This window comes from Peribacillus sp. YIM B13472 (genome assembly GCF_042788005.1).
GTDB lineage: Bacteria > Bacillota > Bacilli > Bacillales > DSM-1321 > Peribacillus > Peribacillus simplex_E.
On record NZ_JBHZPG010000031.1, the window covers coordinates 1 to 21,852 of the forward strand.

At 41.8% G+C, this 21,852-nt stretch carries 12 protein-coding genes and 3 riboswitches; of the genes, 2 read left to right on the forward strand and 10 right to left on the reverse strand.

Annotated elements, in window-relative coordinates:
- Window positions 1-368 precede the first annotated feature (368 nt).
- The 7 genes from ptsG to ACFX4I_RS19935 all read right to left on the reverse strand — a co-directional run bounded on the left by ptsG (window position 369) and on the right by ACFX4I_RS19935 (window position 11,597).
- A complete protein-coding gene (gene ptsG, locus ACFX4I_RS19905; RefSeq protein WP_309519547.1) occupies window positions 369-2,438 on the reverse strand; it encodes a glucose-specific PTS transporter subunit IIBC in 2,070 nt (689 codons plus the stop codon).
- Between the two features lie 214 nt (window positions 2,439-2,652).
- Window positions 2,653-3,495: a glucose PTS transporter transcription antiterminator GlcT gene (gene glcT, locus ACFX4I_RS19910; protein WP_283932491.1), complete on the reverse strand. Its 843-nt coding sequence runs from the start codon at window positions 3,493-3,495 to the stop codon at window positions 2,653-2,655.
- 153 nt (window positions 3,496-3,648) lie between these two features.
- Window positions 3,649-4,980: an NCS2 family permease gene (locus tag ACFX4I_RS19915; protein WP_230301842.1), complete on the reverse strand. Its 1,332-nt coding sequence runs from the start codon at window positions 4,978-4,980 to the stop codon at window positions 3,649-3,651.
- A gap of 106 nt (window positions 4,981-5,086) precedes the next feature.
- Window positions 5,087-5,188, reverse strand: a riboswitch (purine riboswitch).
- Window positions 5,189-5,415: 227 nt separating this feature from the next.
- Complete coding sequence (gene guaA, locus ACFX4I_RS19920; RefSeq protein WP_377422566.1) at window positions 5,416-6,972, reverse strand: glutamine-hydrolyzing GMP synthase; 1,557 nt, start codon at window positions 6,970-6,972, stop codon at window positions 5,416-5,418.
- 142 nt (window positions 6,973-7,114) lie between these two features.
- Window positions 7,115-7,216, reverse strand: a riboswitch (purine riboswitch).
- A gap of 36 nt (window positions 7,217-7,252) precedes the next feature.
- Window positions 7,253-9,451 (reverse strand): DUF4129 domain-containing transglutaminase family protein, encoded by a 2,199-nt coding sequence (locus ACFX4I_RS19925; RefSeq protein ID WP_377422568.1) that lies wholly within the window; start codon window positions 9,449-9,451, stop codon window positions 7,253-7,255.
- Complete coding sequence (locus tag ACFX4I_RS19930) at window positions 9,448-10,608, reverse strand: DUF58 domain-containing protein (protein WP_377422570.1); 1,161 nt, start codon at window positions 10,606-10,608, stop codon at window positions 9,448-9,450. The genes ACFX4I_RS19925 and ACFX4I_RS19930 overlap by 4 nt, the downstream gene beginning before the upstream one ends.
- Window positions 10,609-10,640: 32 nt before the next feature.
- Window positions 10,641-11,597 (reverse strand): AAA family ATPase, encoded by a 957-nt coding sequence (locus tag ACFX4I_RS19935; RefSeq protein ID WP_377422572.1) that lies wholly within the window; start codon window positions 11,595-11,597, stop codon window positions 10,641-10,643.
- A 199-nt stretch (window positions 11,598-11,796) separates the two neighbouring features.
- Window positions 11,797-12,015: riboswitch (cobalamin riboswitch) on the forward strand.
- A 327-nt stretch (window positions 12,016-12,342) separates the two neighbouring features.
- Between ACFX4I_RS19935 and ACFX4I_RS19940 the strand changes: the two genes are divergently transcribed.
- A complete protein-coding gene (locus ACFX4I_RS19940) occupies window positions 12,343-12,720 on the forward strand; it encodes a hypothetical protein (RefSeq protein ID WP_377422574.1) in 378 nt (125 codons plus the stop codon).
- 3 nt (window positions 12,721-12,723) lie between these two features.
- Window positions 12,724-13,674: an ABC transporter substrate-binding protein gene (locus ACFX4I_RS19945; RefSeq protein WP_377422576.1), complete on the forward strand. Its 951-nt coding sequence runs from the start codon at window positions 12,724-12,726 to the stop codon at window positions 13,672-13,674.
- A gap of 294 nt (window positions 13,675-13,968) precedes the next feature.
- Here the strand turns inward: ACFX4I_RS19945 and essA are convergent, their stop codons facing one another.
- From essA to essC, 3 genes are read right to left on the reverse strand one after another with little or no spacing between them, the layout of a single operon-like run.
- A complete protein-coding gene (gene essA, locus ACFX4I_RS19950; protein WP_377422578.1) occupies window positions 13,969-14,451 on the reverse strand; it encodes a type VII secretion protein EssA in 483 nt (160 codons plus the stop codon).
- The gene (esaA, locus tag ACFX4I_RS19955) at window positions 14,438-17,365 is read right to left on the reverse strand and encodes a type VII secretion protein EsaA (RefSeq protein ID WP_377422580.1); all 2,928 of its coding nucleotides are present in this window, start codon (window positions 17,363-17,365) and stop codon (window positions 14,438-14,440) included. Before esaA ends, essA begins: the two co-directional genes overlap by 14 nt.
- Entirely contained in the window at window positions 17,358-21,839 is a 4,482-nt protein-coding gene (essC, locus tag ACFX4I_RS19960) for a type VII secretion protein EssC (RefSeq protein WP_377422582.1), read from the reverse strand. Before essC ends, esaA begins: the two co-directional genes overlap by 8 nt.
- Between the last annotated feature and the right edge of the window lie 13 nt (window positions 21,840-21,852).

The window sequence follows — 21,852 nt, forward strand, 5'->3', positions numbered from 1 at the left end:
ATTTGCTTTTTTAATAGTGTGTGCTCACTTAAAATTTAACGTTGGCGCTTTGTTTTGTTCAGTTTTCAAAGAGCAATATTCCCCATCGCTTCTTTAGCGACTTTATTAGTCTAACACCTTTCAAACATAAAGTCAACAACAAGTTATCATTTACTTGTTTATCTTTTTTGTCTCAAGCGGTGTATTTAATATATTAGCACTTGCATATAGATAAGTCAATTTAATCTTTTAAAATTCCCTTCATTTTTTTTCATGAACCACCTTCTTCTATATATACACTACTTTCTTTCTATAGAAGCCGGACCCTGCTAATGAATCATCAAAAACAGGAGGGCAGCTGATTATAGCCACCCTCCTGTTATTAATGATTATTTATTGAAGGAAATTACGTCCGCTTCTTCCCTATCTACATTTCCGGCCTTTTCAATCTTCACACTTTCACCTTCGGAAAGGTTAGTAAAGACGATTGGCGTAATGATAGAGCTGGCATTGTTTTTGACATACTCTATATCAACTTTAAGCAATGGCTGTCCGCTTGTCACTTTATCTCCTTGAGCGACAAGTGCTTCGAAACCTTTGCCTTCTAACTTAACTGTATCGATCCCGACATGTATCAAGATTTCACGTCCAGCTTCGGAAACAATACCTATTGCATGTTTAGTCGGGAATAGGTTGACGATCGTGCCGTCTACAGGAGAAACAACCAATCCTTCCTCCGGTACAATGGCAAATCCATCACCCATCATTTTTTCAGCAAAAACTGCATCAGGTACTTCCGTAATCGGTTTTAATTCCCCTTTAATAGGAGAAACAAAACGCTCGGAAACTTCATCCGTCCGCAAAGGTTTCGGGACGATATCCTCGATTTGTTTTTCCACGCCCTCTTCAGGAGAGGCTTCTACTTTACGAGGCCTTTTTCCATCGATGATATCTTTCATTTGCCCCTTAATCGTTTCTGAACGCGGACCGAAGATTGCCTGGATGTTATTGCCCACTTCCAGAACTCCAGCGGCACCAAGTTTTTTGAGCCTATTTTTATCAACGTTACCGATGTCATTGACTGATACACGAAGACGGGTAATGCAAGCATCTAAGTGAGAAATATTTTCTTTTCCACCCATAGCATCCAAGATATCGCCAGGAAGACTTCCAGCTGTACTTGCAGATCCTTCCGCTTCCTCGTCCTCTTCTACTTCACGACCAGGAGTTTTTAGGTTAAACGTTCTTATCGCAAATCGGAATCCAAAGTAATAGATAAGCGCAAAGACCAAACCAACCGGAATAACAATCCAAGCATTGGTTTGAGGATTAATTAAACCAAACAGAACGTAATCGATCAACCCACCCGAGAACGTCATCCCGATTTTCACGTCCAGTAAATGCATGGTCATGAATGATAGACCTGCAAACAGACAGTGAATCCCGAAAAGTACCGGTGCAACAAATAAGAAGGCAAATTCAAGTGGCTCAGTAATCCCCGTCAAGAAAGATGTAAGTGCCGCAGAAGCCATCAAGCCCCCGACTATTTTCTTTCTTTCCGGTCTTGCTTCATGATAAATGGCCAAAGCCGCAGCTGGTAAACCGAACATCATAAATGGATATTTACCAGTCATGAAAGTACCTGCAGTTAAATTCTGTACGCCATCTTTAATTTGTGCCATGAAGATGGCTTGGTCTCCTCTGACTGGCGTTCCCCCGCCTTGAGGGATATAGCTGCCAAATTCGAACCAGAATGGCGAATAGAAGATATGATGCAATCCAAAAGGAATCAGCGCACGTTCTACAACCCCAAACACGAAAGCTCCCAGAGTCAGATTAGCACCTAACATATTTTCGGAAAATGAGTTTAACCCCGATTGAATCGTCGGCCAAACCAAAATCATCAACAACCCAAGAATAACTGCGCTTGCGGCTGTTACAATTGGCACAAAACGTTTACCTGCAAAGAATCCTAAATAAGAAGGCAGTTCAATTTCATAAAATTTATTATACATAACAGCAGCCATGACACCGACAATAATACCGCCGAACACGCCCGTCCCCAACGTCGGGATTCCCAGAACATTACTATACACCGCACCATTGCTCTCAATGTCGGCAGCGTCAATCCCAAGAACAGTTCCCATCGTTACATTCATAATCAAGAACCCGATAATCGCAGCCAGGCCGGCAACACCATCTCCGCCAGCTAACCCAATCGCGACCCCCACAGCAAACAACAAGGGAAGATTCCCAAAAATAATATTTCCGGCATTCTCCATTACCGATGCAACCATTTCCACTCCGCCACTCGCAAGAAACGGGGCGATATCCAACAAAGTTTCGTTTTGCAATGCATTACCAAACGCAAGCAAAATTCCGGCCGCCGGTAAAATGGCTACAGGAAGCATCAAAGCTTTTCCGATTTTTTGCAAAACACCAAACAACTTCTTAAACATAGGTTTTCCTCCTCTTTACTGTTTTTCCATGCTAATAAAACGGTTACATCTAACGATGGTATTCATCTTCCCACGCATCAGAATTCAAATACAAAAAAGGCATAAGCAAAGATAGGATTGAAATGAAAATTCAGGTATATAATACCCTCTTTCATAACAATCATTCTCCTCACTTATGCCTGATCGAATCAGTAACACGTAAGTTAATGTATGTTTATTTAATTTTCTTTTGTAATCGTTGGATATGCATCGTTAGATAGACAGCTTCCGCATCACAAACCGGTCTGCCTAATTTCTGCTGCATAATTTTTATTAGCTTCCAAGAGATATTGTAACACAGAGGATATTCTTCTTTCAATAGCATTGCTATTTTTTCAGGTTCCTCTACTTTTTCCCCAGCCAACACCCTGTCTATCATGAATCTTAAATGACGGACCAAACGTGAATAGTCTATGCTATCCTTATTAATTTGTACGTCGAGCTGCTCTTCAACGACTTGGATAAGATGATAGATTAACTGCGAATGCTGATTGACTTCCGATAAGTCTTTATTTGATATTGCACTATGAATATGAAGCGTAATAAAACCAATTTCCCCTTGGGGCAGGCCTATACCTGTCTTATCTTGAATTAATTCGATTACATCAACAGCAATATCATGTTCAAAAGGATAAAGGGTTATCGTTTCTTTCAAGAATGGGTTTTTGATAGTCATTCCTTGTGAAACACGCTGAAGGGCGAACAATAAATGATCAGTTAAACCAACATGTATATGTTCATTGAGTTTTCCAGTTACTCGGTCGTTAATGAGATGAATGGATTCTATAATGGCAGCTTGAAGATTTTGATCGATCTGCGGCAAAAGTTTTTTGTAACTTTCCTGTTCCTTAACATTTTTCAGGACAAACGTTTTCTCCGCAAGTTCCGGACTTAACTCTTCGCCCTTCTTTCGGTTGAAGCCCAAGCCCTTTCCAATAGAAACGACTTCTCCATACGACGGATGCGTGGCAATCACCACGTTATTGTTCAAAACCTTTTCAACGATAAAGCCATTCATTTTTCTCCCTCTTTTTTTCTCAAAGTCATCCCTATGCCCCAAACAGGATAAAGTACTTAGTACTTAGTCCTTTTACTATACACGATATGAGCTTTCTCTTACAACATGAAAGAAGAGCCCCGAAATCGGGACTCTCCTTACTTACTAGCATTATTACTTCAAGAAAATGAAATATAGCAGGAAGACGACTCCAAGACCCCACATGATCGGGTGAACCTCTTTAGCTCTTCCTTTCATCGACATGGTGACCGGATAGAAAATGAATCCGCAAGCTATACCTGTCGCAATTGAATATGTCATAGGCATCATGATGACCGTAAAGAAGGCCGGAACCGCAATTTCGAACTTCTGCCAGTCAATATTTTTAAGTGATGATGCCATTAACACTCCGACTATAACCAATGCCGGCGCAGTCACCGCAGATGTCACAACTGAAAGAAGCGGGAAGAAGAAAAGGGATAGGACAAACAGCAACCCTGTCACTACAGCCGCAAAACCGCTTCGAGCACCAGCAGCAACACCTGATGTAGACTCTACATAAGATGTCGTGGTGGATGTACCAAGAATTGCACCTGAAACGATGGATAATGAATCAGCAAGTAATCCTTTTCCCACTCTAGGAAGAACATTATCCTTCATCAGTCCAGCTTGTTGCGCAACAGCCACTAACGTACCGGCTGTATCAAAGAAGGCTACGAACAAGAAGGTCAAAATCACGATTAACATTTGACCAGTGAAGAGATCACCGGGATTTCCGAAGGCATCGAACGCAACTCCGAATGTTGGCGCTATACTAGGAACGGCACCGATTATTTTCTCCGGCACCGGAACTTGTCCAAAGATCATTCCTGCAATGGCCGTAATGACCATTCCTATGAACACGCCGCTTTTAACGCCTCTCGTCATCAAAATGACGGTTACGACAATCCCGAAGACAGCCAATAAAGTATTTCCTGATGTCAAGTCGCCCAGTCCGACAAGTACGCTGTCATCATTCGTGATGATTCCAGCATTCTGAAACCCTACAAAGGTAATGAACAAACCGATACCGGCTCCAACTGCGTATTTCAATTCGACCGGAATTGCATTAATGATTTTCTCACGTATTCCCGATAATGAAAGCAAAACGAAGATTATACCTGAAATCAATACCCCTGATAAAGCCGTCTGCCAAGGAATCCCAAAACCAAGTACAACGGTAAAAGCGAAGAAAGCATTCAATCCCATGCCCGGGGCAAGAGAGATCGGATACCTGGCTATAAGTCCCATCAATATCGAGCCAATCGCGGCTGCTAAGGCGGTAGCTGCAAAAACCGCTCCGTAGTCCATTCTCAATTCATCCGGATAGTCCTCGATGCTTTGTAAAGTCAGCATCACGGGGTTAACAACCAGGATATATGCCATTGAAAGGAATGTAGTTAGTCCGCCAAGTATTTCACGGCGATAATTAGTTCCCAGCTCGTTAAACCGAAAATAATTTTTCATTATGAGTCTCCCCTATCGTAAAATCATAAGCCAACAGAAAATGCCCCATTCACTTTCGAACGGGGCTTGACTGCGGTCATGTAAAGAAGTGGCGGTGTATCCATACTCGCCAATCCATACACATCGTAGTCAAGCCGTTCACGGCAGCTTGGTAGAAACTTTTGGGCCATATCCCCAATATTATACGACAATTATGTTTTTTTATTATTATAGGTATAGTGTACCAATCACTAAAATAATCGTCAATATACCAAACGAATATTTTTTATGTAATTTTAGGCAATGTTCGCTTTTCGCTATATATTCCTTACTTATTATGGCTATATATTCGCCAACATACGGGAAATGTAAGTAATCTACAAATTCAAAAATTATTTTAACCAAAAAAAAATCAGTGAAGGTTAATTCCTTCACTGATTGGATGATTTTTATCTTCTATTCCCACTCGATCGTTGCAGGCGGCTTAGACGTAATGTCATACACGACGCGGTTTACATGGTTTACTTCATTAACGATTCTCGTTGAGATGATTTCGAGTACATCCCATGGGATTCTCGCCCAATCGGATGTCATTCCGTCAATGGATGTAACCGCACGGATCCCGATTGTGTAATCATACGTACGCGCGTCGCCCATTACCCCAACGCTTCGTATGTTAGGAAGCACCGTAAAGTACTGCCAAATTTCACGTTCCAAACCATTCTTTTTAATTTCTTCACGTAAGATATGGTCAGATTCACGAACGATTTCAAGTTTTTCATCTGAAATTTCGCCTAATACACGAATACCTAAACCTGGGCCCGGGAATGGTTGACGCCAAACGATTTCATCCGGAATGCCCATTTCACTTCCAAGCGCACGCACTTCATCCTTGAATAGAGTATTCAAAGGCTCAATCAATTTAAATTGCATATCTTCCGGCAGACCGCCAACGTTGTGATGCGATTTAATTGTTTGTGCAGTGGCCGTACCACTCTCGATAATATCTGTGTAAAGTGTACCCTGTGCAAGGAAATCAATTCCTTGGAGCTTCGTTGCTTCGTCATCGAATACGTAGATGAACTCGTTACCGATGATTTTCCGTTTTTGTTCCGGATCTGAAACGCCAGCAAGTTTCGATAGGAAACGTTCTTTTGCATCGACCTTGATTACGTTCATATTGAAGCCTTCACTGAATGTTTCCATTACACCTTCGGCTTCCCCTTTACGAAGTAATCCATGATCAACGAAAATACATGTCAGCTGATCGCCAATTGCTTTATGGATCAAAACAGCAACCACGGATGAATCCACACCGCCGCTCAATGCGCATAACACTTTTTTATCCCCGACCGTTTGGCGGATTTTCTCCATCTCTATTTCAATGAAGTTCTCCATTGACCAGTCACCTTTACAGCCACAAACGCCGAATACGAAATTTTTCAAAATGTCATTACCGTATACCGAATGACGGACTTCAGGATGGAATTGCACGGCATACAATTTACGTGACTCGTCACTCATAGCCGAAATTGGGCAAGACGGGTTCGTCCCATCAACTTTGAAACCTTCAGGCGTTTCCACCACTAAATCACCATGGCTCATCCAGACGATTTGTTCTTTCGGCAGGTCGCTGAATAACTTAGACTCATTTTGAATGGAAAGTGTCGCTTTTCCGTATTCACGGTTTTTCGCTGGCTCCACCTTACCGCCAAAATGTTTAGTCATAAGCTGCATGCCATAACAAATACCGAAAATCGGAAGGCCCATTTCGAATATGCGTTCATCACAACCAAATGCATTTGCATCATAAACACTGTTCGGACCCCCTGAGAAAATAATTCCCGTTGGGTTCATTTTCTCGATTTCTTCTACAGTAATTGTATGAGGATGAAGCTCACTGTACACACCAAATTCGCGGATACGACGAGTGATCAATTGATTATATTGGCTTCCGAAATCAAGTACTACGATCATTTCCTGGTTTTTTTGCAATTCTGTTTTCCCCGGCACAAACGTCACCTCTATCAATGTAATTCACTCATAAAATCGAGTGATAATTTCTTATAAAAAATATTATCATAAAAAAAGAAAAACTAAAAATCCACCCTCAAAAATACAGAAAAAGTATAGACGAAGGCAGATTTTCAGCTTTCCTGTTAAAATCCGCCTTCATAGTCAAATCATTTACGGTGATTCGGTAGAAACTTTCGATCCATATTATCGAGGATATATGAAGGATATATTAGTTTAAGTTAGTTTTTGTTATTGTATCAATATAATAAAAACCTGGTCAAGAGCTAGTTTTTCTCATTAAACTTTCCCAACCCTTTTGAAAGTGTTTCCATTCGCCATCTTCCACGTCTCCACGATATATCATTAACTCATATTTAGCCGTCAATTCACTCATCTCATCCGTATCGTACACTGCATCCACATAGGCGGCGTACTCCCTTAAAGTTTGCCCCTCCGGACGAACCAAACCAGCTCGTTTTAATTGTTTCAATAATATTAAATAGGCTGTCGAGAAATGAGCACCGGTTTTCTTTCTATAACGAAGAATCTGCAGATGAGGAATCCACTTCCTTCTGAAGAAATAACCGATGGAAGCGAGTATCAATACACCTGACAGTGTGATGGCAGTCCATTTTAAGAACCATTCCATATTCACAATACCAGTTTTCACGGGTGATCGAGTTTCCCTATCGGGTGTATCCTGGCGTTCCCTGGTCCCTTTCTTTGTTTGCTCTTCAATAGTTGGGGGTTCTTCAGGCTTCATCACTTCCTGTTTCAATTCCGAATCGTAAAATTCAACTTCCCCATCAAAACCCTTTGTCGGCTCGAAGGGAACCCAGCCTATCTCTGCAAAATAAACCTCGACCCAGGAATGTGCATTATTATTGGTCACCTTATAAACGGATTCGCCATCAAGGATTGATTTTTCCCCTTCCGTATAACCCTTTACCCACCTTGCAGGTATATTGGCGGCTCTTAGTAAAACGACCATTGCACTTGAAAAATTATCGCAATACCCTATCTGTGTCTCGAATAAAAATTGATCGACATAATCTTGATTGCTCTCCGGATACGGAATATCGTCCTTTGAATAAATGAATTCAGGTCCGTCAAAATAATCCTCAATGGCTTTTGCTTTATCGTACCAATTCGTTTCATTCCTTGTAAGCCGGGATGCCAATTCATATATCCGGTTTGGCAATCCCTCTGGAAGCTGAGAGTTTTTTTCCATTATTAAATCCATCGATCCGTCGGGATCCGTTACCTTCCTTAACTCAGCTATATCAAAACTCGGCATATCATAGATAAGCTCATACTCTTTCAGGGACAGCCGTTCGCCATTATCCTGTTCGGAAATAACTTTGTCCATACCCTGATAATATTTGAAATCCATCCCATTTTTGGCCTCAATCTTTTTTAAATACCCGGACTGCGGATGAAGGATATGGGAATAGGATTCCGCCATGGACACATTTGCCGTCATTTCTTCTGTCCTCACCACTTCAGGAACGTCGGAAATATCTAATGATGCCATATCCTGTCCGTTGGAAAAAGTGTGAAAGTCCGTTTCCATTATGGAAACCCACCCTTTACCGGTATAAATCTCCTTGTTCTCGACTTTCCAGTAATGTCCTGCAGGAGCATTATTATAAAAAACGATGGAACTATCCGGCTCTATCGAACCCCCAAGTTCCGAATCGTCTTCATCATATCCGACACTTTTACGCTTCGAACCGCCTTCTTCTTTCCCCGCTTTATCAGAATAAGAAGTAATATAGGGCACCGGGTCCGGCCACTGCGGTGAGAGCTTCGGGGCAGCGAAACCAACAAGGACACTTACCAATATCATGCCGGTCAGCATCAAAATCCACTTATTGATGGAAGCCATCGGAAACTTAATCCTCTCCTGTATCGTTAGTCGCAGCAGGGACAGCAGGCCTAGCATCAAGAACCCGATGATGATTATTCTAATCATTGCCATATCCCCCACATAAGGAGTGAATGTGTCAAGCACAGATATAAAAATCACCGTTAACATAAAAAAGAAAAAGATGCTTTGCCTCACCATCACCCAGTAATGGATCAAATATGTTACAAGCCAAAGAAGGACAAAAAATAGAAACGTTCGAAATGGATTTGTGATCAACTCCCAATTCCCATCATATATAAAACCAAGATTGCCCTTAAAATCCGCTAGAAATCCTTTCAGCCATGACAATTGAAATAAAGCGTCTTTTAAATGGAGGAAATGTAATGAAATCATTATATAAGCACTAATGAGAATAAATCGGATTGACCAATGTATGCGGAAATAATGCAGTAGCAGGGAATAGAGCAAAAACAAGATAAAAATGATGATATTACCTGTATCGGTGAGTTTATCGACAGGTCTTAACCATTCAGTAATCAACACCAGACCAAATACATACATTAGGACATGCATGAACTTTTCCAACTTTTCGGTAGTGACATTCATTTTGCCATCACCTCCGATCTATCAAACTTTAGTTGGCCATGTTCAAAAAAGCTAACCTTTATCCCCCTCGAAACAGCTGTAGAACTTGACAACCTTTCCTCATCAGTAAGATCTGCCTGTTTCTTCACACATAACATTAATCCCTGATTAGGCCGGAAAGCACTAAAATTGTCCACCTTTTCTAAGGTTAAGTCTGAAACGATGAATATCACTGCAGCGTTTGCCGGAAGAATTCCCTTCCTGACATTTTCGTTCAATGCGTTTTCAACACTCGGCTCTTCTTTTACAAGACTGTAAAAAATCTTTCGTTTCTGGTTATTGCCTGCTGCTGCCGGTATGATCGTCCTCGATCCCATACTCACATACCCAATTTCCATGCCTTTCTTTAACATGGCGTGTGCAACGGAAGCCGCCATTACAATGGATTCTTCGAATAAATCCGACGGCTTTTCATCAAGCATGATGAATACATCCCGGTTTTTCTGCACTTCGAATTCCTTCGTCATGATTTCACTCGTTCTGGCCGTCGCCTTCCAGTTAATCCATGACAACTGATCGCCTGGCTGATATTCCCTTACTCCGGATACCACTGAATGTTCCCGTTGTGTTTTCTTTGTTGAAACCACTGCCCCCTGATTGAACACTCGATCAAGATCACTGTAGGCAAGCTCATGATAACGAGGAAAAACAGTAATTTTCAGAGGTGAACTATATATCGCTTCCTTTTCAACTAACCCGAAAAAGTCCCCAATCCAAAAGCGGATCGATTGAAACGAATGCTCTCCACGCTCCAAGTTTTCCAAGGTATATGACATGCTGAAGGTACGCCTGAATCCCGGAAAGATAATTATTTTCCTTTGTAATCCCCTATCTTCCAGCTGCTGAGGCAATTCCTCCTCTACCACCATAAATAATAGGGGCAGCCGGTTTTTACGGGTAAACGTCAATGCTATTTCAACAGATTCGCCGGCCTGGCATTCCCTTTTATTGACCTTTCTCTCAACGGTCAAATCATGCAGCGGATAAAACAGCAGAATCGAAGCGTACACAGAAAACGGCAAAAATGAATAAAAAATGAACCAACTGACAAAACCGCCTTGAAACATTGCATAGCAAAAGGAAACGGTCATGAGTAATACAAGTCCGACCACACTCATATTTCCCCTTAAAATGTTGATGAATTTGCGCATTAGGTCATAGCCCGCTTCACAGGCACTTGTGTTGTCGCCACAACTTCATGTATCACCATTCCAGCATCGAAGCCATCATAATTCGCTTCAGGTTTCAAAATAAGCCGGTGGGAAAATACGAATGGAACTAAATATTGAACATCGTCCGGCAGAACATAGTCCCTGCCCTGGATCAGCGCGTAAGCCTGGGCTGCCTTCATCAATGCTATCGATCCACGCGGGCTTACACCTAAATAGACCCCTTCATGCGTACGTGTTCGATTCGCCAATTCAACAATATATCGTTTTATTGTGTCGTCCACTATCACAGCTTTTACCTCAGCCTGTAATTCTATCAATTCATTCAAGGTTATGACGGATTCCAGCTCCTCAAGCGGTACCGTGTATTGAGCTCTATGAAGAACCTCTATCTCTTCTTCCACACCTGGATAGCCCATTTTCATTTTTAATAGGAATCTATCCAATTGAGCCTCCGGAAGCGGATATGTTCCCTCGTACTCAATCGGATTTTGTGTCGCCATTACGAAGAACGGCTTCTCCAATCCCCTTGTGACACCATCAATCGTCACACTTGCCTCTTCCATGGCTTCAAGCAATGCAGACTGAGTTTTCGGCGAGGTCCGGTTAATTTCATCGGCTAAAATAATATGTCCCATTATCGGACCTGGCCTAAAAATGAATTCTTGTTCCTTAGGATTGAAGATCGAAACACCAGTAACATCAGAAGGTAGTAAATCAGGTGTGAATTGAATTCGCTTAAAGCTTGCACCTATAGATTTTGCCAGTGCCCTTACCATGACTGTCTTCCCCACGCCCGGAACATCCTCCAATAAGACATGTCCACCGGAAAGGAGTGCCACGATACTTAGTTCTGCTATATCCCGTTTTCCGATAATCACCTTTTCGATATTCCTCAGAACCATTTCCAGTTTTTGATTGACCTGCTTATAAATCATTCTCTACCTCCCGGGATTCACAGATTCACATTATCACTATTATTTAATCCCTTTTCTATATCAAAGATTTTACATTAAGCTCCAATTAAACCTTACATTGTAAGTTTACTAGATATTCGGTAAACCATAAACGAATTTGACTAAAAAATATTAATGCGGTCTATTGAAAAAGGTATGGTAAACTGTTGCTAAGTGAATATGAACCTAGCAGAAAAGAGTGCTGCATTGTCAGCTTAATAGGGAATTCGGTTTAAAACCGAAGCTGTTTCCGCAACTGTAAGTGCTAATGAAATAAGATGCATACCACTATTTGAGGATGTAATCGTACGCCGATTACCGGCCATTTAACCCAAATGGGAAGGTTCTTAGAGTAAAATGACGCACAAGCCAGGAGACCTGCCTTTTTTCTTCGTATTATGCTCTTCGGAAGATAGGAGATTTTACGGCTCTCCCATCTTTTTTCTACTACAGATACATAGATGCCTGAAGCCGACCAAAACTCTTGGTCGGCTATTTGTTTTGCTGGGAAAAGCAATACGGAGGTCATTCACCCAATACGTAAAAGGAGGGAGATTTATGGAAAAGAAGGACTTTCGTTTTTTTATGCTACCCATACACGCGTGAGTCCGTATCGACCGTCGATTTTGAAATCCGCACAGACTCATTGACGACATAAATCGGCTTGGCCGCCTCGCTAACTGAGGATGTCCCCGATGTATACCGTGACTTAATGGAATTGTTGCCCATGGCTTACCATTTAAATGGTTCAGTCCGTGGGAAATTAGCCATTACCAGCGATGATCTCGACCGTTTAAGTGCAATCTACGACCGGTATGTCGCTGAAGTGAAGGATCGAATTGAAACATTCGTCCTTCCACAAGGATCAACTGCAGCATGTACTTTGCATACTTGCCGCAGTGAAGCCAAAAAGTCCGTGCGAGCTTTACACAAGTTAAGTCTGGAAAAGGAAATTCCAGGAATACTTTTTGATTACGCTCACTTGCTTGCAAATGTATTATTCGTGATGGCAGTCTACGTCAATAAGCAACAGGGGATCGAGGAGATTCCTTTTATAAGTAAATCATACCCAACCAAACCCATGAAAAAGAAAACGGAGGAATAAATAATGAAGAGAACCCTACGATTCAGTTGGATTTCCATGCTGATGCTTACGCTTTTCCTTACCGGATGCGGAGTGAACGATGATCAATCCTCAAAGGATAATAAAGAGACTAAAAAGGGCGAAGAAGTCAAGGATTATACCGTTACGGATGATACTGGTAAGAAAATAAAATTCGAGAAAATCCCGGAAAAGGTCGTTTCACTACAGCCAAGCAATACGGAAATTTTATTTGCCCTTGAACAGGGTGATAAAGTCGTTGGTGTGACAGACTTCGATAATTATCCAGAGGAAGCGAAGGATATCGAACATGTTTCAGACTCTGTTAATATCAATACAGAAAAAATCATTGCCTTGAAACCTGATGCCATCATAGCTTATACCATTAGTGATGAAACGGCACTGAAACCACTCGAAGATGCCGGCATCCCTGTATTCATCATTAAATCTGCGGCAAATTTCGATGATGTATATGGTGATATCGGGCAGATTGCTAAAGTGATGGGTGTTGCCGAAAAAGGGGATGAATTAGTGAAAGATATCAAATCCCAAATTACAAGTGTTGAAGAAAAAGTGAAAACTTTAGATGAAAAGGAACAAACATACTTTGAAATTAGCCCTGCTCCGGAAATCTATACAGCAGGATCGGAGACCTTCCAAAATGAAATCCTGGACACTGCCGGCATAAAAAACATCTTTGATGACCAAAAAGGCTGGGTTAAGGTATCCGATGAAGAAATCGTCAAAAGGAACCCTAAATCCATCATCACCACGGCCACGTATGCAGATGATGCCGTTGGTGAAATTAAATCGCGTAAAGGCTGGGAAGATATCGATGCAGTGAAGAACGATGACGTCCATTTGCTTGATGAAAATGTCATGTCACGTCCTGGACCAAGGATCGGGGAAGCTGTTGAACTTGCAGCAAAGACTGTTTACCCTGACTTGTTCAAATAAAACGATAGGAGGATGCGCCAAAATTAATTGGCGCATCCTTTTCCTCATCCCGCACCGATCATCAGGGCAATGAAGCCACGCCCACCGATCTGTACATTTTAAGGAAACTTCCTTTATTTCTTGTTTATGCTAAGATGAATGCAATCCACTCATAAGATATAAGAGGTACTGATCATGTATAAAAAATTCTTCATTTTGATCTTCGCAGCCGCCCTTCTTTTAGGGCTTATTAAAACCGTTATGGATATGTAGCAAAACAGCCCGATTCCTGATCTTTTAGGAATCGGGCTGTTTTCATTTTCGTTTAACATCTCCATTCAGCTTTCCCATTTTCGGGATAAGGATAAAAAACAAACAAACGACCAAAAGTGCCAAAACGATGCCGAGCAATATCGTCAGGTCAAAATTAAGGGAAGGCTCTGTTTCTTCTTCGCTTCTCGTTCGAATGGCGATTTCCGAGAATAATCCAAGCTGTTCTGATTTTGAAGCGATGGTATTATTTTGATTCTCCGTTACCGGAGACAGAAACAGTGATTCCTTCACCGAGTCAACGACATCATATTTCCCTCTTTCAAAAGTGAGGTCCTTTTGTTCTTCAGGCAGTTTCTTCTTCTGTTCCAACAATCCTTCTTCATGGAAATACTCCGTTTGAATATCAATATCCTTTTCTTGATATTCATTGGGCTCCACCATGGGTTCCTCTTCAGCCCCGCCATGAGGTGCATGGCTAAAAAACAGGATGAGCAAGACAGGCATTACGTATTTATTCCACTTCATGGGCCATTGCTCTTCTTTCTGTAAGACGCTTCACTATATATGGAGTGATCGTTGCAATAAGCGTCAGCACAATCAAGATGATGCTAGCCGGAATGAATGCCGACTGATTACCGAATTGAATGGACATGTATACGTCTGCAACCGGGTGGTCTACATTGAAATTAGGCATGATTAAATCCAATAATGGAATGGTAAAGAAACTGATCAAACCAATCACCAGGATAGCACCGACAAACGGCCCTATCGAGAAGGCAAGTCGGGTAAACGCTGAACAGAAGAATAAAAGCAGGACGGTGAAAATGGTCCATTTAATCTCCTGCATATCTCCCAGCGGATAGATCTTCAAACCATACATGCTGATGATTAAACCTACAATCAGATTCAATAAGGTAAATAAGGCCGCATGGACCATCATTGGAATGGTTTCATAATGATGCAGGAAGAAACCGATCAATAACCCAGAAATGAGTATGATTACCAACATGACGATCGGCGGGATATTAACCTTTTCCTGATGAAGGACTTCCCCGCTGATTTGTACAGGATTCGCTAAATATTCGTACACATACCCGTTCTGCTGATCATCGACTAGAGTGTTGTTCAAGACACTATATACGTCCGTCTTGATTCTTTCGGTTGAGTCTACATTTTGGGACCAATTATCATTAAGCTGATCGGCCCTCTCCTGTACTGAACCCACTTTCGCTTGCAGGTCCGCTGTATCCTTCGTGACCGTGTCCTGTCGTTCCGCTACAGAATTGACAAGTTCGGAAATGAAGCCGACAGTTGTTGCCGTATTGTCTTGAAGTGAGACAAACATTTCTCCATCAAGATTAACTGGAGGTTCGTCCTCCATTTCAGGAACTTCCATATGATCTGACAAATTGGCAGACACTTCTTGAGCCTTCCCGGTAATTGCCGCTAATTCGGCTAAAGTGGCTTTCTGCCCCGTTTCAACGTTAGCATCATATTCTTTCATATAATCCATAATCGAATCTGAGAACATCCCGAAGTTCTCATTGACTCCCGCTAAACTCGCTTTAACGAGTTTCGCTTCTTCATCTACGTTTCCGGAAACCCCATTTTTCAAGTTTTCCAATTCTTTTATATTGGCTGCAAATACCTTATCTACATTTGCTTCCGTGACTCTTTCAGCCAATTCACCATAAGATGAGAGTGAACCGTAATAGGCAAGGAGGGTAGTTGAATCCCGATTGGTGATAGGATTCTCAAAGGCCCTCACCAGCACCGCTCGCCTTTCTCCCCCCACTTTTTCAAGAAGTGACTGTTCGAGAGTCTTGATTTCAGCGATGGCCTCATCGATTGTCATACTCTGGATGTCCTGTAATTTTTGAATATCTTCCTGTGACTTTTTCCATTGGTCACCTAAATCCTTATAATTCGTGCCGAGTTCATTATAATCAGCTTGTAATTGCGTAAACTGCGCCAGCAGATCATTATATGAATCTACCAGTGTATTAAACTCAGTTATCACTTGGTTATAATTCCCTGTCCTGCCGTTTACCGTTCCGCTGAGATTATCGATTTCCGTTTGGAGTTCTGCTGTAAGAATGTTGATTTGTTCAGCAGCTCCTTCACTTCCTTCTGCCGGCACCAAACTTTCAAGTGCCGTGTTGATCCCATTGATTCGATCCAGCAATACTTGTAGCGACAGTTCATCAATCGGGTCCTTCTTTTCAGGTGCAGCAACCGATTCACCTTTTCCCGCTTCCGTTTCAATATCTTCTATAGGCGGCGTTCCTTCACCAATATCCTCCCCATCCCCAGAGCTGCTTGCAAGATTTCCTCTTTGAACAAGCAAGGTAGACTGAAGGTTATCAAGACCCGCCTCTTCCGATTGTTTCAATTGATCAATCGAGCTTTGTTGATCTTGGGTGATTTTCGTAATTTGTTCTACTTGCTTGTCTTTCATGCTTGTTGAAAATTGTTCCAATTCATTACTGCTGGAATCGAGCTTCTGCTGCATGATTCCAACATTCTCACTAATGCCTTGATCATTAAGGCTGTATTTCGTATTCATCCCTTGCTGAATCTCCGGTATCGACTGGTTCCCCTCATTCAGCACCTTGCCATATGATTGAACACTCTCGTTGACAAGTTGCTGATTTTGAGCCGAAGTCTTCTCAAAAAGGATACTTTGAGCTTTTTGATATTCCTCAAAAGAAACTACATCTTCTACAAAGGAAGCCATTTGAGTCTTGGTATTCCCTATTTCATCCATTGTTTCATTACTCGTTTTGCCAGCATCCTTCGTTTGGGCAAAGACTCCTTCAAGCATGTCCTTATGCTGCTTGATTTCGCCGGCAAGGCTTTCCGAGCTTGGAGTATAAAACTCATACATCGTGTTTTGAAAAGCGATTTCTTTAGCAAGGACATTATCGAACTTCTTACGGATGTCCTCGACCGATTGGGAAACATAGCTCCAATACTGTGTTGAAATATGCTTATTCATTTTACTCTTTGTCTTCTCTAATTCTTTTTGTACCTTTTCCATGTTCTCTGCATTCAAACTAGGTTGTACCTTGTACTTTATCCCCGCCTTGACAGGCTGTTCATCATCGAACGTATAAATATTCTCTGAAAAATCGGATGGAAAATATATAACTGCATCATACTTTTCATTTGCAAGTCCACTTTCCGCCGTACTTCTATTAACCACAAACCACTCATATTCAGAATCCTTGTCCAATGTAGTAACAAGCTCTGAGGCCACGAAAATAGGATTATTATTAAATTCAGTGCCATTATCTTCATTTACAATGGCGATTTCACGTGAAGCCGTTTCTGTCTTTTTCATTGGATTTTGGCCAATATAAGAAAAAAACAAGATTGGCAGCGCTAAGATCACCAGTATTTTACCGATTAATAGCATCGGTTTTACTTTTTCAGACACTCTCTTGCACTCTCCTTCTTTCTTCACTTAGTGGTATTTGGATCTTACTCTCCTGGCCATTCAGCACAAAGTATCCGTAACCCGGCTGTATCTCTTCTTCTTTTCTGGAATAGGAGAGGGTATACAAGCTTTGGTCCGATTTTTTAAGAAGCAAAATAGCCTGTCTGACTTGTTTCAGTTCGGTTGTCAACGAATCGTACCCCTTCGTGAAGTCGTTGGCATTTCCAGCGACAATCAGACTAAAGCCGAGATGGCTGTACTGTTTCATCAAACCGCTGATCCTATCCTGAATCCTGCCGTCTATCGTTTGCTGGATCCTTGAAATGCTATCTATGACAAACATGATCCGTGGGAATTCCAGTTGCTTCATCGGTTTCATTTCCAATGCCGCTAGATAACTTCGTTCACGTTCTTCAAATATTTCAGTGATATGATCGAGCCATTCGGTTATCTGATCTTTTGTTTCCACATAGCTCACCTTCTCCTCTAAAGCATAAGAAGATAGGCCACGGTCAACTCCGTCAAATAAACCAATTTCCCCAATTGCCTGTGTAAACAACGATTCCAAGAGCACTTTAATGACATTCGTTTTCCCTTTACGTGACTGTCCTACGACAAGTAGGAATGGATTGGAATTCAACTCCACGAAAACAGGTGCAACACTTTCCTCTGAAAGCCCGATTGGAATGGAATCCTTCTTAATGGCTTGTGAGCAGTAACTCTTGAAGCTGCTGGAATCAAGACGTGCCGGTAACATCGGAATCGCCGGCGGTTTGGCTGTTTCCTTATATTTAACCTTATGTTCTGCCACGGCTTGTTTCATTTCTTCCAAAACGGCTATATCATCCGCACCATCGGCTGGTAGATAAACCTGCGTGAGATAGGTTTGGTCCTTTTTCACCAACGCCCTACCCGGAACAGGTTCATTTTCATAAGGGGTTCTCCCCAAAACCGAATATTGTTCCGAACTGTCCATTAAGTAATGGACGACCTTCGTCTTAAGACTATTCATTAACGGCTGGCGAATCGCATTGATTCTCGTTGCCGTTAAAATCATGAATATTCCAAGTGATTGTCCATCACGTGCAAACTGAACGAATTGCGCTTCCTGGTCCTGCATCTCATCCTTCACTAAGTCAAAATTATCGACCACGATATAAATAATCGGCAATTTATCTTCCACTAATGCATTATAAAGCTTTATGTTACTAAGCTCATTTTCAGAAAAAAGCTGCTTACGTCTTTCCATTTCCGCCTTCATGAATAACATGAATTTTTCGATTTTCCTTAGCTCATCGAACCTAAAGTATTCCCCAGTATGAGGCAGCTGGCGCATTGGCAGTAAAGCGCTATTCCCGAAATCGAAAATATAATAATGCAGCTCTTTTGGACTGAATTGATCTGCAAAACTAAATAGTAGTGTCAAAACGGTGGTTGACTTGCCGTATCCGGAAGAACCAAAAACCCCAACATTCCCATCTTCAATCCAGTTATATACATAATTTGTCTGGCTCTGCAATTCGGGCTCATCCTTCATTCCCAGGTGGAATTGATTGCTCGTCAAGCTTCTTTCAGTGTTTCTCGATAAACGATCTGAAAGAGGAGGCAGCCATGGGCTTGCCAACTTCTTAATCTCCATTTCTTCCTGTGCCGCCACAATTCGATCCGCCACGGCTTCAATTTCACTAATCTTTTCTTTCCTCTTATTAGTGATCTGTTCCGATACATTTGAGATTTGAACAAGGCCGAGGTCCGTGACAAGTGCCACTTCATCCTCAGATCCAACCGTATCCTCTAAATATGGTGCACCGCTCCACGCAGACTGGAACAATTCATAAACCTCGTTATTTCCTACCTGCAAATATCCCCGTCCGGTGACAGTAATATTTGCCGCATCGCTATTTTTAAGAATTTCCTTACTATCATTGGCATCCTGCACTTTCAAGGAAATTTTAAAACGGGCATTGCTCCAAATCTGGTTATCAATTACACCGCCCGGCTTTTGTGTAGCGAGAATTAAATGAACTCCCAGGCTCCGTCCAATACGCGCCGTACTTACTAATTCGCGGATGAAATCGGGTTCTTCGTTTTTAAGTTCCGCAAACTCATCTGATATCAAAAATAAATGCGGTAACGGTTCATCCGCTTTGCCTTCTTTGTATAAGTCCGTGTAATCGTTGATATGATTAACTTCGTATCGATCGAACAAGCGCTGGCGTTTCTTCAATTCGCTATTGATGGAGGCTAGTGCCCTGGCACTGAAGTTCTTGCTTCCCTCAATATTCGTAATGACTCCGAGCAGATGCGGAATCTGCCTGAATGGCTGTGCCATTCCCCCACCTTTATAATCAATGAGCAAAAAGGCAACTTCATGTGGATGATAATGAACGGCTAATGATAGGATGTAGGTTTGCAGTAATTCACTCTTCCCCGACCCTGTCGTTCCAGCAACCAATCCATGGGGGCCATGCGCCTTTTCATGCAAGTTCAATTCAACCCTATCCGTTTTCCCTTTCAATCCTATGGGAACTGCCAAGGATTTGGAAGACTGATTGGTCCGCCAGTTTTGGCTAATGGGCAGATCTTCCACTTCACGAACTTTCAATAATTCCAGAAATGATACCGTTTCCGGTATGGAATTGTTCATGCCTTTTTGATGATCTAGTGAACGCAGCGTACGTGCATAACGCTCATTCCCTTCTTTTGAATGGGCATCAAGTTTAAAAGGAGTATGAACGGCCTTCGTTTGCTGGATGAGAATTTCACCTTCAAGATCATTTATATATTTCACAAGCGTATGGACATTTTCAGTCAAACTTTCTTTTGCATCCGCTGCAAAAATAGTCGAGATACCTAAATCGTCTGTTTTACCTTCTAAATATTCCAATATGACATGCTCCGCAATTAAATTACGATCCGTGACAATAAAGACAAAATGGGGAGTAAATCTCACTTTCCCTTTGTTCTCATCCAAATCTCTTTCCCTCAATAGCTGATAAATCGAGGTCAGTAGCTGGTCACGTGATTGCTCATTATATATAAAGCCTTTTGCATAGGCATGCGGCAATTGAAAATGAGGGAGCCATTTCATCCATTCCCATTCTTGGTAATCCTTTTCCGGAAAAATGGCCACAAATCGAACATCATGATAACTATGAAAAAAGGCCAGTTGCCCAATCAATTGTTGCAACTCCCGTTTAACAATCGATTCCTTTCCGACCAGGCCCATCGATCCGCTTGATAAATCGATGGATAACGGAAGATCATCCAGGTTTTTGTATACATCCACAAGTTCTTGCGACTGTTCAAGTAAATCATCTATATCCCGATTGGACATATCGCTACTATTTACCGATACTTCATAACTTGAGGGTATGGTCGCCGTTCCGATCTTAAAGTGCAGGGCATCTTCACTTTCCAAAGTTCGCTCCCATATACGGTCGCTGATACTATCAGTTAGAAGCTTCATCCTTTCAAAGGAAGGGTAATGATAGAACAGCACATTCATTTGTTTTTCAGACAGCTCTTGCAGCTCTTCCCTCTTCTGCTCTAGATACCTGGTATATACACGTTGACGTTTTTCTTCTCTGGATTTTTGCTTCTTTTTGTCTTTAAAGTATTGTACCGTCGAGGTAACTAAAGTCGTTGTGAACATCACAATCGATATGATGATGAAAATGCCCCGAGGCTGAATGACCGTGATGACCCCCATGACGATTAACATCATTAAAGGCGGCATAAGGATTAGCCATAACCCTCTATTATTATCTTCCGACTCCTGGCTCGGAAAAGATATTGTCACTTTCTCATCCGGCAATTCGTAGATCATCCTTGGTGTCCTGCGATATTGTGGATAGTTTTTTTTCATTTCAGAGATTGGCTTCTTCATTTTAGATAAAGAAGTTTCATAACTCTCGGCACAGTGAATCATCAATAAGTCGCTTTCAACCAACCTCAGCGCCATATTCGGCCAGCAAATCAGATCACCATTTTGAATGGGAACAGCCTTCGTCACCCTTTCACCATTCAGGAATATCGTGCTATTTTCCTTTGGCATGAGAAGCCACTGCCCTTTATGAAGCAAAAAGGAAAATCCATTGCCGGAAACTGGTCCTTCTTTACGGATAGTCGCTCCCACCTTGGCCGATAAAGTGATTTCTTTCAAATTGCCTATATAATAGAGGCTTTCTTCCAATTCCCCTGCTGTATAAAAAATCTCGACCGTTTCTTCTCCTTCATGAAAGGTGAAGCTTTGGAATGGCTTTACATCGCCAAGCTTCCTGTCCTCTCTAAACACCTCATATCCATCAAGTCCTTCATGTTTTTTCAGCTTGATGGGACCATGTTCAAAGGGAATGGAATAAACCGTGATCGTATCCTGTTTTGATGGACCAATCGTAATTGGACCGTTATGATCATCCTTGATCGTATAGGATTGGTAGGTCTCCTTAGAATAAATCCATAATAAACTCATTAAATCTCACCTC